Annotated in this window: 21 protein-coding genes; 17 read left to right on the forward strand and 4 right to left on the reverse strand. The window is 42.6% G+C overall.

Features of this window, described 5'->3' with window-relative positions; translation table 11 throughout:
• The 7 genes from QZ998_RS10045 (at position 1) to QZ998_RS10075 (ending at position 6,196) form a co-directional block, all read left to right on the forward strand.
• Positions 1 to 3,126 carry a DEAD/DEAH box helicase family protein gene (locus QZ998_RS10045; protein ID WP_296560212.1) on the forward strand — a complete coding sequence of 1,042 codons (3,126 nt, stop codon included), beginning with the start codon at positions 1 to 3 and terminating at the stop codon, positions 3,124 to 3,126.
• Positions 3,127 to 3,191: 65 nt separating this feature from the next.
• Positions 3,192 to 4,151 carry a hypothetical protein gene (locus tag QZ998_RS10050; RefSeq protein ID WP_296560214.1) on the forward strand — a complete coding sequence of 320 codons (960 nt, stop codon included), beginning with the start codon at positions 3,192 to 3,194 and terminating at the stop codon, positions 4,149 to 4,151.
• 160 nt (positions 4,152 to 4,311) lie between these two features.
• Complete coding sequence (locus QZ998_RS10055; RefSeq protein ID WP_296560216.1) at positions 4,312 to 4,875, forward strand: carboxymuconolactone decarboxylase family protein; 564 nt, start codon at positions 4,312 to 4,314, stop codon at positions 4,873 to 4,875.
• A gap of 110 nt (positions 4,876 to 4,985) precedes the next feature.
• The gene (locus tag QZ998_RS10060) at positions 4,986 to 5,120 is read left to right on the forward strand and encodes a hypothetical protein (RefSeq protein ID WP_296560218.1); all 135 of its coding nucleotides are present in this window, start codon (positions 4,986 to 4,988) and stop codon (positions 5,118 to 5,120) included.
• An 81-nt stretch (positions 5,121 to 5,201) separates the two neighbouring features.
• Complete coding sequence (locus QZ998_RS10065; protein ID WP_296560220.1) at positions 5,202 to 5,474, forward strand: type II toxin-antitoxin system prevent-host-death family antitoxin; 273 nt, start codon at positions 5,202 to 5,204, stop codon at positions 5,472 to 5,474.
• Positions 5,461 to 5,775 carry a type II toxin-antitoxin system RelE/ParE family toxin gene (locus tag QZ998_RS10070; protein ID WP_296560222.1) on the forward strand — a complete coding sequence of 105 codons (315 nt, stop codon included), beginning with the start codon at positions 5,461 to 5,463 and terminating at the stop codon, positions 5,773 to 5,775. Before QZ998_RS10065 ends, QZ998_RS10070 begins: the two co-directional genes overlap by 14 nt.
• Positions 5,776 to 5,902: 127 nt before the next feature.
• Positions 5,903 to 6,196: a hypothetical protein gene (locus QZ998_RS10075; RefSeq protein ID WP_296560224.1), complete on the forward strand. Its 294-nt coding sequence runs from the start codon at positions 5,903 to 5,905 to the stop codon at positions 6,194 to 6,196.
• A 291-nt stretch (positions 6,197 to 6,487) separates the two neighbouring features.
• Here the strand turns inward: QZ998_RS10075 and QZ998_RS10080 are convergent, their stop codons facing one another.
• The 3 genes from QZ998_RS10080 to QZ998_RS10090 all read right to left on the reverse strand — a co-directional run bounded on the left by QZ998_RS10080 (position 6,488) and on the right by QZ998_RS10090 (position 7,211).
• A complete protein-coding gene (locus tag QZ998_RS10080) occupies positions 6,488 to 6,808 on the reverse strand; it encodes a type II toxin-antitoxin system RelE/ParE family toxin (RefSeq protein ID WP_296560225.1) in 321 nt (106 codons plus the stop codon).
• Positions 6,798 to 6,962: a hypothetical protein gene (locus tag QZ998_RS10085; protein WP_296560227.1), complete on the reverse strand. Its 165-nt coding sequence runs from the start codon at positions 6,960 to 6,962 to the stop codon at positions 6,798 to 6,800. The genes QZ998_RS10080 and QZ998_RS10085 overlap by 11 nt, the downstream gene beginning before the upstream one ends.
• 129 nt (positions 6,963 to 7,091) lie before the next feature.
• On the reverse strand, positions 7,092 to 7,211 hold the full coding sequence (locus tag QZ998_RS10090; protein WP_296560229.1) for a cell filamentation protein Fic: 120 nt from the start codon (positions 7,209 to 7,211) through the stop codon (positions 7,092 to 7,094).
• 432 nt (positions 7,212 to 7,643) lie between these two features.
• On the opposite strand from QZ998_RS10090, the gene QZ998_RS10095 reads away from it, so the two are divergent.
• The 8 genes from QZ998_RS10095 (at position 7,644) to QZ998_RS10130 (ending at position 14,559) form a co-directional block, all read left to right on the forward strand.
• Positions 7,644 to 9,014: an AAA family ATPase gene (locus tag QZ998_RS10095; protein ID WP_296560231.1), complete on the forward strand. Its 1,371-nt coding sequence runs from the start codon at positions 7,644 to 7,646 to the stop codon at positions 9,012 to 9,014.
• Complete coding sequence (locus tag QZ998_RS10100) at positions 9,007 to 9,684, forward strand: hypothetical protein (protein WP_296560233.1); 678 nt, start codon at positions 9,007 to 9,009, stop codon at positions 9,682 to 9,684. The genes QZ998_RS10095 and QZ998_RS10100 overlap by 8 nt, the downstream gene beginning before the upstream one ends.
• Before the next feature lie 330 nt (positions 9,685 to 10,014).
• The gene (locus QZ998_RS10105) at positions 10,015 to 10,920 is read left to right on the forward strand and encodes a chitobiase/beta-hexosaminidase C-terminal domain-containing protein (RefSeq protein WP_296560234.1); all 906 of its coding nucleotides are present in this window, start codon (positions 10,015 to 10,017) and stop codon (positions 10,918 to 10,920) included.
• A 150-nt stretch (positions 10,921 to 11,070) separates the two neighbouring features.
• Positions 11,071 to 12,063, forward strand: a complete 993-nt coding sequence (locus QZ998_RS10110) for a DUF3089 domain-containing protein (protein WP_296560236.1) — start codon at positions 11,071 to 11,073, stop codon at positions 12,061 to 12,063.
• A gap of 119 nt (positions 12,064 to 12,182) precedes the next feature.
• Positions 12,183 to 12,887: a TVP38/TMEM64 family protein gene (locus tag QZ998_RS10115; RefSeq protein ID WP_296560238.1), complete on the forward strand. Its 705-nt coding sequence runs from the start codon at positions 12,183 to 12,185 to the stop codon at positions 12,885 to 12,887.
• Between the two features lie 229 nt (positions 12,888 to 13,116).
• Positions 13,117 to 13,389 (forward strand): type II toxin-antitoxin system prevent-host-death family antitoxin, encoded by a 273-nt coding sequence (locus QZ998_RS10120; protein ID WP_296560240.1) that lies wholly within the window; start codon positions 13,117 to 13,119, stop codon positions 13,387 to 13,389.
• A gap of 2 nt (positions 13,390 to 13,391) precedes the next feature.
• A complete protein-coding gene (locus tag QZ998_RS10125) occupies positions 13,392 to 13,703 on the forward strand; it encodes a type II toxin-antitoxin system RelE/ParE family toxin (RefSeq protein ID WP_296560241.1) in 312 nt (103 codons plus the stop codon).
• A gap of 199 nt (positions 13,704 to 13,902) precedes the next feature.
• Complete coding sequence (locus QZ998_RS10130) at positions 13,903 to 14,559, forward strand: MBL fold metallo-hydrolase (RefSeq protein ID WP_296560242.1); 657 nt, start codon at positions 13,903 to 13,905, stop codon at positions 14,557 to 14,559.
• Between the two features lie 126 nt (positions 14,560 to 14,685).
• On the opposite strand, the gene ybaK is transcribed toward QZ998_RS10130, so the two are convergent.
• A complete protein-coding gene (ybaK, locus tag QZ998_RS10135; protein ID WP_296560244.1) occupies positions 14,686 to 15,171 on the reverse strand; it encodes a Cys-tRNA(Pro) deacylase in 486 nt (161 codons plus the stop codon).
• A gap of 142 nt (positions 15,172 to 15,313) precedes the next feature.
• Here ybaK and QZ998_RS10140 point away from each other — a divergent pair, with 142 nt between their 5' ends.
• On the forward strand, positions 15,314 to 15,472 hold the full coding sequence (locus QZ998_RS10140; protein WP_296560246.1) for a hypothetical protein: 159 nt from the start codon (positions 15,314 to 15,316) through the stop codon (positions 15,470 to 15,472).
• A gap of 94 nt (positions 15,473 to 15,566) precedes the next feature.
• Positions 15,567 to 15,700 (forward strand): EAL domain-containing protein (locus QZ998_RS16925; protein WP_366512430.1); only part of this gene is annotated, 134 nt, incomplete at its 3' end.

Genomic DNA, 15,700 nt, shown 5'->3' on the forward strand with positions numbered 1-15,700 from the left:
ATGAAATTTACCTTTAAAATCCAGCCCTATCAAACCGATGCCGTGAACAGTGTCATGGACGTCTTTAGCGGCCAGCCTTTTGCCAGCCCGGTCAGTTATATCAGAGACCTGGGTAAAGTAGCGACTCAAAGTCTCCCGATCGCAGAGCAGGTGACCTTAATCTCTAAATTTTACGATGCCGATGCCCTGGATCCGGAAGATGACAGCGGCTTTAAAAATGAAGCCGTAGCACTTTCCGATGAGCAGCTGCTTAAGAACCTTCAGGCACTTCAGAACCGCAACAATATCAAGCAGTCGGCGGCGCTATTTAACGATCTGGGTCGTTGCAGTCTGGATATTGAAATGGAAACCGGTACCGGAAAAACCTATGTTTATATCAAAACCATGTTTGAACTGGACAAACGCTATGGCTGGTCCAAGTTTATCGTGGTGGTGCCCTCCATTGCCATCCGGGAAGGGGTCAAGAAGAGCTTTGAAATGACCGTCGATCATTTTATGGAGCATTATAACAAGAAAGCCCGTTTTTTTGTCTACAACAGCAAGAACCTGCACCAACTGGATGAATTTTCCAGCAGTGGAGGCATCAACGTGATGATCATCAATACCCAGGCCTTTGCCGCCTCCTTGAAAGAGGGGGCTAATAATAAAGAAAGCCGGATCATTTATTCCGAGCGGGATGAATTCGCCTCCCGCCGTCCCATCGATGTGATCAGTGCCAACCGCCCGATAATTATCCTGGATGAACCGCAGAAAATGGGTGGGGACGTGACCCAGAAAGCACTGCAGAATTTTAAACCACTTTTTTGTCTCAATTATTCAGCTACCCATGCAGTCCAACACAATCTGGTCTATGTGCTGGATGCCCTGGAAGCCTATAATCACCGGCTGGTCAAGAAGATCCAGGTCAAGGGCTTTGAAGTTAAAAATTTCCGGGGCACCGATCACTACCTGTATCTGGATGACATTATCCTCTCCAGCAAGAAGCCCCCGATGGCCCGGATTGAGCTGGAAATTGCCTATCATAAATCCATCAATCGGGAAGCCCGGATTTTAGGGGTGGGGGATAATCTCTACTACACGTCCAAAGAAATGGAGCAGTATAAAAATGGCTACACCATTTCCGAAATTGATCCCCTTGCCGGAACCCTGACCTTTTTAAACGGTGAGGTCATCACCCGGGGGGAGGTGGTGGGGGATGTCTCTGAAAGTGATATGCGCCGGATTCAGATCCGCGAAACGATCCTCTCCCATTTTGAAAAAGAAGAAAAACTCTTTGAGTTGGGGATAAAAACGCTGTCCTTATTTTTTATCGACGAGGTCGCTAAATACCGCCAGTATGACGAAAATGGCAGTGAAGTCGCCGGGGAATATGGCCAGATTTTCGAACAGGAATATATCAATATTCTCAATGACTATCGCAAACTGTTCAAGACCCCCTATCAGCAGTATTTAAACAGCATCGCCATTGCAGATACCCATAAGGGCTATTTCAGCATCGATAAAAAATCCCATCACATCATCGACAGCAAGGCCAAACGGGGTTCGGAATTTTCCGACGATATTTCGGCTTATGAGCTGATCTTAAAAAATAAAGAACGGCTGCTCAGTTTTTCAGAGCCGACCCGGTTTATTTTTTCCCACTCTGCCCTCCGGGAAGGCTGGGACAATCCCAATGTCTTTCAGATCTGCGCCCTCAAACATTCGGATTCAGCCACCACCAAACGCCAGGAGGTGGGTCGCGGTCTGCGATTATCGGTCAATCAGGCCGGCCATCGCATGGATGCGGAAACCTGCGGCAGTGATGTCCATCAAATCAATAAGCTGACGGTAATCGCCAGTGAAAGTTATAAAAATTTTGTCGGCGATCTGCAAACGGATATTAAAAAAGATCTGTATGAACGACCCGAAAAAGCCAGCCGGGACTATTTTACCGGCAAAACCATCCGGGTTGGCGATCAACTGGTCGTCCTTGATGATCATCAGGCGGGCATGATCTATCATTATCTGGTGAAGAAAGATTATATCGATGAGGATGACCGGATTACCGAAGCTTACCACCAGGATCTGGAAAACAATAGCTTAAAAGAGTTGCCGGATGAGCTCAAAGCGATGGTTGAAGGCATCCATGGGCTGATCCAGGGGATCTTTGATGAAACGGTACTAAATGACATGATTGAAAATGGCCGCCAGACCACCGTCCGGGATAATGAGCTTAATGATAACTTTTATAAAAAAGAGTTTCAGACCCTATGGGGCTATATTAATCATAAATATGCCTATACGGTCGACTTTGACAGCCGGGAACTGATTGAAAAAGCCATTCGCCATATTGATGAGCGCCTCTTTGTCTCGGAACTGCTCTATACCACTGCAGTCGGTGAACAGAAGGATGGTCTGACGTTAAGAGTCATGGAAGAAAAGGACGCCTTTACCATTGGTAAAACCGCAACCAAGACCCTTAAACAGGCTCAGGCCAGCCAGATCCGGTATGATCTAATCGGCAAAATTGCATCGGGAACGATGCTTACCCGGCGCACCGTGGCGGCCATTTTAACAGGCATCAAAGCCCAGACCTTTGCCATGTTTAAAAACAACCCCGAAGAGTTTATTGCCAAGCTGGTTAAATTGATTAAAGAACAGAAATCCACCATGGTGGTGGAACATATCCGCTACGATCAGATTGCGGGAGAATATGACAGTGCGATTTTCACCGCCGAAAAACATGCCCAGAGCATTGACAAAGCCTTTCGGGCTCAAAAACATATCCAGGATTATGTTTATACTGACGGCACGGCGGTCAAAAGTGTGGAGCAGCGCTTCGCCCAGGATCTTGATTCGGCAGATGAAGTGTGTGTTTATGCTAAACTGCCCAAGGGTTTTGCCATTCCCACCCCAGTCGGCAACTATTCCCCGGACTGGGCGATTGCCTTTAATGCAGGAGCCGTCAAGCATATCTTTTTTATAGCCGAAACCAAAGGCACCATGGAAAGCCTCCAGCTGCGCCCGATCGAACAAGCCAAAATTGCCTGCGCTAAAAAACTGTTCAATGAGATTTCCACCAGTGCGGTGAAGTATTACGATGTGGACAGTTATCAAAGTTTGCTGGATGTGATGGGGAAGATGTGACAGAAAATTGCTAGATGAACCTGACACCACCTTACAAAGAATTCTGTTTTGAAAGGAATTATACCATGAAGAAATTTATAGATCCTAAAAAAAGCTCAGAAATCGTTTCGAATATTTTACAGAAGACATACGATGCTGGTAAAAAAGCGACGGTAAACATTCAAAAAAGCGCCAAGTCTTTATCCGATAAAACTATAAATGACAGTTATTTACGTAAGTTGAAAAAATATAGTCCGATTTTCCCTGAATTTTATTGTAGCCCTGGTTTCAACATACCCAACATAATTATGATTGTTGATGACGCGGTGAGACGTGATGTTAATGTCTGTGAGGGGTCAATTGGATGGCTTGGCAAAGAGAATGATATTGAAATTCTCTATCTTTATGATACAGCAATTAAAAAGAGTGGGATACAGTTCATACCGATGGTAACATGCGATGCCGTTTATTGTGTTGATAGTTTTGACCGTAATCGATTTATTAAGGCTGATTATATTTTCACAAGAGCAAATGAAGAAAGAATAGCTGAGTTGAAACATATTGCTTTTTCATTAGGAGCAAAGAGTTGTTCGATTGAAATAAGTGAATCGAACACGGAATCAAATATAAAAAACAAAGAAAAGAAATTTAGTGAAGATGTTAGTTTAGTAGATCAAGGAGTTTCTACAGCTGAAAAATTCGAACAAAATATGTCTAGAAAGGAAAGTAATCATCGAAGAGGAAAGACAGAAATGCAATTTGTGGGAAGTAACAGTCCTAAAAAGCCTGTACTTAAATGGTTTGCTCATGATGAAAATATTATTAGACTCATCGAAATGAGATTTGAAAATGGCAATGCGATCAAATCGGAGATTTTAGAATTATCAGGTTCATCACTGTCGACAATGTCTGAAAAAGCAGCATATGCTATGGATATGGCTGTTAAGAAGGCGGGGGTCAAAGGTAAGGTTAAAGGAAGTTCGGATATTAGTTCCCAGGTTGCAAAAGAGAGTCATAGCAAATTGATTTTCAGAATTGAATTTTAAAAAGAAGAGTAATGTTGTATCTGGTGTCTGAATCGTCCGAATCTGGTGCCAGTTATCGGGTATTTCCGTACATTACTGTGCCTGTCATCAATTTATAATAGAAAGAACATGGCATGGAATCATGCGGGATTCATTTAAAAAACAGGAAGTGTCCAAAACAATGATTAACCCACCGAAAAGAATTCCGTTATTACTGCGGATCGGTTTGTACATCGCCAAAAAAGAAACTGGTAAAGATTTGATGCCGGCCCGTCTGTTAACCTGGTATCCCAGAGCCGCGATCGGTTCTGGTGTTTTAGAGATGATGACTGCAAAAGGGAAGAACGAACAGGAACAGCGGCTGCTCAATTTGGTCAGGCTTCAGGCATCCTTGATCTGCTCTTGTTCATTCTGCATCGACATGAACGCTGCCGGGATTGTAACACATGGCATCACCGAAGCAGAACTAGCCGTATTACAGGGTCAACGGGAGGTCCAGTCGGTTCAGTCATTCAGCCTGCGGGAATTGCTGGCTTTGGAGTACGCCATCAGTCTGTCAAGTACCCCACCGAAACTATCCGATCAATTTATTAAAAATATAACCCGTGAATTTTCCGAAAAAGAAATCGTCATGCTTGCAAGTACTATTGCCGGTGTCAATTATTGGGCCAGGCTAAATCAAGGACTGGGAATCCCAGCGGCTGGATTCAGTGATCGATGTTTGCTCTACCACAAATATGAATAAGTGATCCTAGTGTGATTATTTATTTCCGGTGCCAGGCTCAACTTAACTTTTGACTTAACTATTAGTTTTTTGCATTCTTTTTAAAATACGAAACGAGATATTTAGAGATAATGAATTTTTTAATCGGAGGTGATCCCATGCCCCATGATGAAGCGAAAATCCTGTCCGAGCTTGAATATGAAAAGTATCGAGCCAAAAACGTGACCCCATGCCCCTTGCATTTGCAACACGTTTTAGCGATTTGACTACCTCAACCGGCTATTTTTATGGTTAATCTAAAGAAATTCTAGTATAATATCTTTAGATTAACTAAGGAGGACATTCAAATGCCTAATATTAAATCCAGTACGGATCTAAGAAATAATTACAACGAAATCTCTAAATTCTGCCATGAACACGAAGAACCCATCTTCATCACGAAGAATGGTCAGGGGGACTTGGCTGTCATGAGCATCGAAGCTTACGAAATGTTAAACGGCAAGATTGAACTTTATCGCGCCCTTGATGAAAGTCGAGCCGCCATTAAAGCGGGGAAAAAACGTCCGCTTACTGATGTCATGAAGAACCTGCGACAAGAGATAACCGATGGCAACCTATAGCATTGAGATCTCAGAGCCAGCCGAAAATGACCTTCGTGATATGATCCTGTACATATCTTCACAATTATCATCACCAATGACGGCCATAAATATGATGGATACGATTGAAGAAGCACTGCTTGGTTTATCCGAAATGCCCCAGAAATGTCCGGCTGTTCGTGATGACCGGCTGGCTTCAATGGGATACCGAAAACTTTTGATTAAGAACTATGTCGCTTTCTTTACCATCGATGAACAATCCCACGTCGTCAACGTTGAACGAATCCTTTATGCTCGTCGTGATTGGCTTCGTATTTTGTAGTCTTTCATTTCCATCGACCGCCTTCTTGAGCGGAAACGAGCGGATAATGAGCGATTGAAAATCCTGTCCGAGCTTGAATATGAAAAGTATCGAGCCAAAACAAAAGCCGATCTGAGAAGAAGAACTGATGCCTATCAGAGATTTGAACCCTGAGAAACGTGATGATGCCAGAGAAGTTCATAATTACATTAAAGCGCTTCAGCATGGAGTCAATCGCATTATGCAAGATGATTTTCCTTTGAGCTCCCGACTGATCAGAGAAATACACAATGAACTGATGCAGGGTGTTCGCGGTGAACATAAAACCCCGGGAGAATATCGATTGAGTCAAAATTGGATCGGTGGCAGCATGCCATCCAATGCATCATATGTACCACCCTCACACATCCATATCCCGGAGCTGATTACCGATTTAGTTTGACAGTGCCAGGTTAACTTAACTTTATCTGAACGAAGACGACTGATCCGAACGTACGATCTGGCTAAATACAAAAATCCCCCTGGCTAAATCATTCAATAGTGCGAACACCTGAAATCAGTAGGAGGGGTATTTTGACGCGTTTTACATAATTGTATAGTGCGGTCTACCACAATTTAGTAATTAAAATAATCTAATACATTGCCAGCAAAACCGGCAGTGCTCTTTCTTTAAAAAATCTTTGTTAGATTTAAGGATGATGGATTAGGTCAATTACGCAACAGAAATAATGCTTTAATCCGTTCTTAAAAGTAGTGTTTTCCAATCTTGACGGTCTTTTAGTACCCGTAAAATTGTCACCGTCATTTCATTTGTATTGACGATAAAGAAAATGTGATAAGAATCATAAGGCTTCAGCCTGATTTCGTAACCTTTGTATTCAAAGCTGATTCCCCGGTAGCCGAAGGGAAACGTTTCAAGGCTTTCGGCCATTTGGTAGTATCTATTTAAAAAATCATTGGCTGCTTTGTGGTTTTTTAGGGTGTTAACCATATAGTCAGCCAATTGAAAAACATCATTTTCAGCATCAGGCGTTTGTAATATCCTATACTTCATGGATTTCCAGCTTCTCCCTGATCCGTGCGATTGATTCATTCAAAGAAATAGCCTGTCCTTGTTCCATTTCATCAATGGCTTTATCTAGTTCTTTAAACAAATTCTTTTCCTGCTCGATTAAATTGGGTTTTAGTTCTTTTGCCAATGGTGACATCTCAATCATCTCCTTTCCATCGGTTAATGTTATTATATCCATATTGGTGTCGATATTCAATGACTTTAAGTAATGGATAAGGTAAAGGGACTGTGCCTGACATAAATTTATAAACTTATTCGGAATAAGTCAGACATGATCAAGAGCAGAATCCAGCAGCGCTTCATCCCGGAGGCCATCACTGCCGCCAGTTTCGTGAATCAGCAGGGTGTGCAGGCGCATCACCTGCTGACGGGACAATCGCTTCATTTGGCCAGTTCCGCAAAGGCGTCCTGATGTTTTTTAAGAATTCGCTTGGCAATGGCGTCAACCGCTTAGTCACCGTCACTTCTTCTTCCTGAAACTGGCTGAACTCAAACAGGACATAGCGGGGGGATTGTTTTTTAAAATAATGGCAGCACCATTTTCGTCTTCTGGTAGATGAATTGGGATCTGGCATCCGTAACACCTATAAATACAGTAAAACCTATTCCGCAAACTTGAAAAACTCAAAAACATCAAAAAATCTTGTCTTGAAAAAATGTTTGTTTAGTTTTTGTACTCAGGCCTCATTTCTTTATCTGATTGATTTTGTGGTATAAAAATCAAAATCGATACAAAATATTTCGCAATTTGTTTTTTGCCTTTTAAAAGCGGGTGCATTATGCTATCATATGGATACAAGTTAGTGGAGGTATCGTGATGAAAGATGTTGTTGTAAGAATAGCTGGTATTGAAATAGTCAATATCAAAAATGTGAGTTATGGGAAAATAGAACTCCAGGGCAATCAGTTAGCCGTTGATTCCGAAATGAAAGCGGATATTCTGGGGATTTATGGACAGAACGGCTCAGGTAAAACGGCGGTCATCGAAATCCTGGAATTCCTTAAAAAACTGATGTCCGGCAATTTTTTGCCACCGGAAATTCAGGATTACATTACCAAAGACAGCAATGAAGCCGAATGTAAATTTTCATTCTGGATCAAACACAAAAAAGAAGCCTTTAACTGTGACTATTCATTTAAAATAAAGCATTTCGAAAAAAGCACTTACATCACCAAAGAAAAACTAAGCTACAAGAATTGCACCGGCGAGGATAAAAAAGTTAATCTGGAATATCGGGTTGAAAATGAAGAATATCTCTTCACGCCGCAATACCGATTTAACGAATTCATCCAGAATGACCAGGCCCGTCGCATTGATGTCGCCGTTGCAAAAAAGCTGGCGATGAAAGAATGCCGTTCCTTTTTCTTTTCCGATGAAGTCATTAAGTTGTCGGAGACCTCAGATATCCCGGATCTGTCTAAGATACTAATGAGTTTGAAAGATTATGCCTTCAAAAATATCTTTATTATTAAAAATATCCATTGTGGTGTCATTAATCTGAATCTGGCGATGCCCTTCTCCTTTAAACAGAAAAATGCCGAAAAAGATGTTTTCGGCGATCTGGCGGTTTCTTTAATGGAACCTTCCGTTTTTCCGCAAAAGGAGTTCGATTTATTAACCGAAATTGTCAGCAGTATCAATCTGGTTGTTAAAGCCCTGATTCCCGATATGGCTTTAGTTATCCATAACTATGGCAAACAGATGACGGCCGAGGGCGACGAAGGGATTCGGTTTGAAATGCTGTCGCAGCGAAATGATCAGCTGATCCCGCTGAAATATGAGTCCGAAGGGATCAAAAAAATTCTGTCGGTCTTAAATATGCTGATTGCGGTATACAATCTCCCGGGCATTTGTGTGGCCATTGATGAGCTGGACGCTGGTGTTTACGAGTATCTGCTCGGGGAACTGTTGGAGGTTCTGGAAAAAAGCGGCAAGGGTCAATTAATTTTCACCTCCCATAACTTAAGGCCACTGGAAATGATTCATAAATCGTCATTGGTTTTTACAACAACCAACGACAAAAACCGATATATTCGCTTTTCCAATGTAAAAAGCAACAACAACATGCGGGATGTTTATTTGCGGAGCATTAATCTCGGTGGTCAGAGTGAAGAAATTTATGCCGCAACCAGTGATTTTGAGATCAGTCGGGCATTTCGTAAAGCCGGGAGGCTGGTTAATGATTAGGAAAAAGGTGGTGTTATTTTTGGTCGAAGGCATCACCGATCAGATTGCCCTGGGCGCGATTCTTTCTAAACTGATAGAAAATGAGCAGGTTCATTTTGAGATTGCCGACGGAGACATCACCACCCGGAATGGAATTTCAACAAAAAACGCCAAAGAGAAGGTTTGGTCCCATGTTAAAATATTTCTCGATAAGAAACGCTATACCAAGCAGGATTTGAAACAAGTCATTCATCTGATCGATACCGATGGTGCTTTTGTGCCTGATTCTGCGGTTGTACCAACCACCCGGGCAAAAACACATTATTCTCAAGACTGTATTTATGCAAAAGACTGTGAGGCCATTAAGAAAAGAAATAATCTTAAGCGTGAAATCGTTAGTTGCTTGCGCACGACTTCTAAGATAGGTGGTATTCCATATCAAATCTATTATTTCTCGAGAAATCTTGAACACGCACTCCATAATCAAATAGAAGAATTATCATCTCGGGAAAAGCAAGAACTGTCAGAAAAACTGGAAGATGATTATTATGAAAATCCGAAAGCCTTTGTTCAATTGATTAACAGCAATGCGATTCTTATTGTCGGAAACTACGAGCAAACATGGGAATTTATCAAACTGGATTTAAATTCGTTAATTAGAGGTAGTAATTTTGGCATATTTCTTAAATGATTAGGGGTCGTGCCTGTCGACATCAAGCTAAACCAAGTTGTTTCCGGAACAATAACTTATATGCATCGCCCTGAGCCGTATCCCCCTTGATCTGGATGACGGAGTCAAGGTGAATTACGCCAAGTTCCAGGATGTCGAAAATACCAGTTGAGCTATTTATATTAATTTAGAATTATAAGGGAGTATTTATGAAACGGATAATTGCAATGCTACTGGCATTAGGGATGATATTCGGATTCGCTGCCTGCAGCCCACCAGAAGGACAGACACAAGGGGACGGAGGTTTTGTACTTCAAGCTATAACTAAAAATAAGCGGAGGAAGATGAAAAATGAATGAAAAAAAGAGAACGATAAAAGCGCAAAACAGAAAGAATACGAAACTTGCTGCGCTGGTAATTTTGCTGGTCAGTCTGAGCGTTTCGACAACCGGTTGTGCCAGTATTTTCGGTCTGATCACCGGTCAAAACAGTAAATTGCAACCGCCGGAGATGACTTCAGTTGTTAATACCGATGGTTCATCTCAGGTTAGCATGACTAATCCTAACAAATCGGGAGAAATCAACTATACCCTTGACGGCGCAGAGCCGCTTACGAATTCACTGCTTTATAAAAATTCTTTTACGGTCAATCAAACAACAACCGTTAATGCACGCGTGATCGATGGAAACAAATTGTCATCGATCACAACACAACAATTTATCATTACACAAATGACGACAACGACTGAAGCAACTACCGGACAGACCCCAGCAGCAACCACTTCGGTCCCATCGATTAAGGGATTGGGGGTCGATGTCAATCGTTTATTTGACGTCTGGGCATCATCTACTTTAAGTCCGATCAATGGTTTCTATTACAATGCAGCCAATCTGATCGACTATGACAACGCGACAGCCTGGGTGGAAGGTGTTAGCGGAAACGGTTATGGCGAAACGGTTACTTTTTCCTATAAAGGCACTCAGACGGCGCAAATACAGGGTGTCGAAATTATCAACGGCTATGCCAAATCGAACACGACATTTTATGAAAACGGTTGTGTCACGCAACTAGGGGTTTATCTTAATGGTGCCTATCTTAAGACGCTCTATCTATCAGCGACAACATCGCCTCAGTATTTAGATTTAAATTGTACGGTTGCCCCCGGTAGTGTGATTGTTTTTGAAATTAAAGCCGTCCAGGAAGGCCCACAAGATGGCGAATACGATACCGCACTAACAAAAATATCCTTTTATTAGTGGATCGTGTGGCATGATCAGAAAGAGATGACATCGCCATAATCAGCGGCGGCCGCGGTGCAGAAATCATCGGGTCGCAATTTAATCTGCAGTCCGAATCGATTTCGGGATTTTACCAGACCATATTGAATACGTAAACAAGGAGACACCATGAAAAAAAGAAGCAATCTTTCAGTATCCGTCGCGATGATCTCGATCTTTCTGATCATGACCCTGTTGCTGGGTGGATGCATCCAAGAACCGCTCGGGGTGGATTACAGCAAAGCCGAGAACTGGGCGTATTTGCCGGTTGGCGAAGCTGTTACTAAAAACTGTGATGTCTTTTTTGTGGCGCCGACGGTTTATCTGGGGACTGCTGACTCCCATTCGATGGATCTCGGTGATGAACAAACAAAGGCCCAGTTTCTGGGGGCGACCAATATGGAAAAAGGTCTCTACGCCGATGACGCCAATTTTTTTGCTCCTTATTACCGGCAGGCGGCGCTGAACGCCTACACCATGGATAGATCCCAATCGGATCAGTATTTTGATCTGGCCTACGCGGATGTTTCAAAGGCCTTTGATCAGTACATCAAAGATTACAATCAGGGTCGGCCATTTGTGCTGGCCGGCTTTAGCCAGGGTTCAGAAATGCTCTTGCGCCTGATGGCCGAAAAATTCGCCGATCCGGCTTTAAGCGACCAGCTGGTCGCCGCCTATCTGATTGGCTGGCGTGTCACACCGGAAGATTTAAGCAATTATCCCTTTTTAAAAATGGCCCAGCATTCCGGGGACACCGGCGTGATCATTTCCTTTAACTCAGAGGCCGAGGGGATTCAAAGCTCACTGATTGTTCCGGATAAAACATTGGGGATCAATCCCCTGAACTGGAGAACAGACAGTAGCCCAGCTGTTGCCAGCGAAAATAGCGGCGCGGTATTTACCGATTATAGCGGGGCGATTGTCAAGGAAGTGCCCAACCTGACCGGAGCCTATCTGGATCCTGATCGGGGTACCCTGCGCGTAACCGGTGTCAACCCGGCTGATTTTCCACCAGTCCTCGATATTTTCCAGGAGGGGGTGTATCATCTTTATGATTACCAGTTTTTTTACCGTAACCTCCAGGCTAATGTTAAAGAACGGATCGGCAATTATATTAAATAAGCGGATAAAGGGTAGCTCTAAGCGTAGCTTTTTAAAGGCTTTGGACGAATAAATTAAAGATAAAAGGAAAGAAAGGTGATATAATCAAATCAATAATACCTTTTAGGACGATTTGTGCCTTGAGTGAAACGAAAGGAATGGCTATATCAATGAAGAAAAATAGCGGATTGATTAAAATAGTGGCGACACTTTGTGTTATTGGCCTTGTGTTTTTTTTGTTAAATGCCTTTGGTTTAACGGATAAGCTTACCGATGTTAAAACGATGCAAGCCTGGTTTCAGAGCTTAGGCATATGGGGATATCTGGCTTATATTCTTGTCTACATTGTTGTTGCTGTTTTTATGTTGCCCGCATCTGCGCTGACAATTATTGGTGGGATCGCTTTTGGTTCAATAGCTGGCGGATTACTTTCTGTTACCGGTGCAACCATTGGTGGAACGGTTGCATTTATCATTGCAAGATATGTTGCACGTGATACAATACTTGAGAAATTTTGCTCAAATCCGATATTCAAAAAAATTGAGGAAGGTGCCGCAAAAAATGGCACCAATTTTTTAATTTTAACTCGACTTGTTCCGCTTTTTCCCTATAATGTTCAAAATTACGCCTATGGTGTTACCTCCATCAATGTTTTTACATTTGCGTTGGTCTCATTTATAACAATGACACCAGGATCTTTTATCTATGCATTTTTAGCCGGTGAAATAGCGACAAACGGTTTTTCTATCGTATTATTAGTTCAATTTACAATAGCAGGAATCGTATTATTTTTTATTTCTCTAATTCCTAATTACTTTGCGAAGAAAAAAGGAATCGATATTTAAAAACAAATAACACAAGAGGACGTATGAACCTGTTACCTGACACCAATTTATAAACTTATTATGGAAAGAAATTTGGCATTGAAGAAAAAATCAGAACCGATATGGAAGTCTTGAGTTAGGAAAACTTAGGTACCTGACTCCACCTTATCGATGTCGGGATTTACCAGACCATATTGAATTAATAGTCTAATTATGATATAATTTGACTATCACACACGGGAGGTTTATTATGGGAATTATAAGACCATCGGCTGATTTAAGAAATCATTATAATGAGATTGCAAAGATTTGTCATGAAACGCGGCAACCGGTTTTTATTACGGTCAACGGTCGCGGCGATACTGCCATACTTGATTTACAGACTTACCATCAGATGAACTCAGAGCTTGAATTATTGAGAACCCTTGCCGAAGCCGAAGAGGATGTTTTACAGCAGCGGGTTGCCCCGGTCGAAGAGACCTTTGAAGGAATCCGCCAATCGCTGTTCGCCAGGAAAAAGTGATCATGAAGTACGCGATTATCAGAACGGACAAATTCAATGATCAGCTTTATGAAATCATTAATTACATCGCTGGTGATGCAGACGCAATTGATGCGGCGCTTCATTATCTTGAAAAAATTGAAAAAGCAGTGAAGCTACTGGAAGATTTCCCGCTGAGTGGAAGCAGTCCCCGCTATCGCATTTTGAAAAAGCAGGGTTATCGGGTTTTAATTGTTGAAAAGCACATCCTTTTTTACAAGGTAAATGAAGATAAACAGCTGGTGACACTTTATGCTGTGGTGGATAGCAGGAGAGCATATTTGAATTTAATCTAAGGGGTGTCGGAATATTATGTACCTGACAGCAACTTATATTTGCTCTATTGTACTATAATTTTAGGATAAATAAAACCTAAAAAGCAAAATTCATACAGAGGCTTGTATCAGGTAGCCGGGTTCACAAAGGGACGCGGTTAATATGTCCCTGTGCACCGATACCAAAAGGGTAGGGCTGACTTAAAAAGGAGAATCAAAAATGAACATCATCACCATCTCCGCAGGTTCTAATTGTTACCTGCTCTCCCAAGGCGAGCGACACCTGATGATTGACGCTGGTGCCCCGGGAATGGCCGCCAAAATCGAACGAACCCTGGCGCAAAATAAGATTGCCATCGACCAAATCAGTTATCTGGTTCTGACTCATGGCCATAGCGATCATATTGGTAATGCCGCTATCTTTCAGGAAAAATATCGACTCCCGATTGTCATCCATGAAAATGACATCGCACTGATTGATAATCCCTTGTCTCAGCCGATGCAAGCCACCCATCCGATCGGCAAAATGATTAAATGGGTGGGCAAGGGTGCGATGAAGAAGCATCCACCACAACGCTTCAAACCGGATCTAATCATCACTGGGACTCAAACCAACCGGCTGGGTTTCGGTGAGACCATCCATCCGCTGCCTGGTCATACCCGGGGCTCGATCGGGATTTCCTTTCCAAGCGGCGAATTATTTGTAGGGGATACCCTGATGAATCTGACCTCCCCGCAACCAGCCTATCTCTGGGACGATATCACAGCCATGCAAAAAAGTGTTCAGGCGGTTTTGCAACTGCCAGTAAAAACGATATACTACGGTCATGGGCGATCAACACCGATAAGCAAAACAGCCCAACTCCGATCTCCCTGAAACAATAACAAATGGGACGTAGGTTTGGGCATACACATCAAATCCCACTTAAACAGCAGCAGCTGTCTGGCCAGCACCGATTGTTACAACCCGACAGCGGCAAATTAAAGTACCAGGGTGGCATGTTCAGAAAGTGATAACATCGCCATAATCGGCGGCGGCCGCGGTGCAGAAATCATCGGGTCGCAATTCAATCTGCAACCCGATTTTACCGCCGCTGATGTAGATTTTATCCAGCTCTTTGGCGGTGTCATTGATGATCGTTTTAAATTGCTTTTTCATGCCAATGGCGGTGCAGCCGCCCCGGACATAGCCGGTGATCGCGGTCAGATCTTTTAGCTGAATCATCGCTACCGACTTTTCGCCTACCGCTTTGGCGGCTTTTTTCATATCAAGTTCTTTGTCGATAGGAATCACAAAGACAAAATAATTCTTGCTTTTTCCTTCGGTTACCAGGGTTTTATAAACCAGTTCATAGGGTAAGTTCAGTAAGTCAGCTGTCTGTGGCCCGTCCACAAATGCATTGCATTGATAGCTTTGGTGGCTATAGTCAATTTTTAATTTATCCAAAATGCGCATGGCATTGGTTTTTACTTCTTTTTGTTTAGCCATAGTTGGTGTTTTCTCCTTTAAATAAAGATCGTTGTGCAATCCATTTATTTTATCAGAAAATACGCTTTTATGCTTCTTATTTAACGGCGGCTAAGAATGAAAAGGTAATTTGGTGAGTGTGACGACGATTTAGAGCCACTCAGTGTTAAATCCCATCGGGGCGCCCAGTTTCGGATCTGGGCACCCCTTGGTTACGGCCTATCTGGAATTTGCAGAGCTTCAGGCCATTCGTCAGAATCCGATGGATATGAAGTGTTGCCCCGGCGGGTTGTCCGCCGGGGTTTTGTTATTTCTAGGTTGATCTGTGGCGGTATTCAAAGCTCAAAACCAGGACTACCTATTGGAAGGAATACAACGGATTTTTGGCTATATCTCGATATTGACACCTACAGACAATGCATAGCAGTACCGATGAAAAGTGGATTTCTTTTGCATACCAGCCAATTATTTCGGTCGAAAGCAAAATGGTAGAGGGATATGAAGTACTGATGCGTTGGAATGATCCCTTATACGGCAGCATACCACCCGA

It is taken from the genome of uncultured Acetobacterium sp. (assembly GCF_927416815.1).
In the GTDB taxonomy this organism is placed as follows: Bacteria; Bacillota; Clostridia; order Eubacteriales; family Eubacteriaceae; genus Acetobacterium.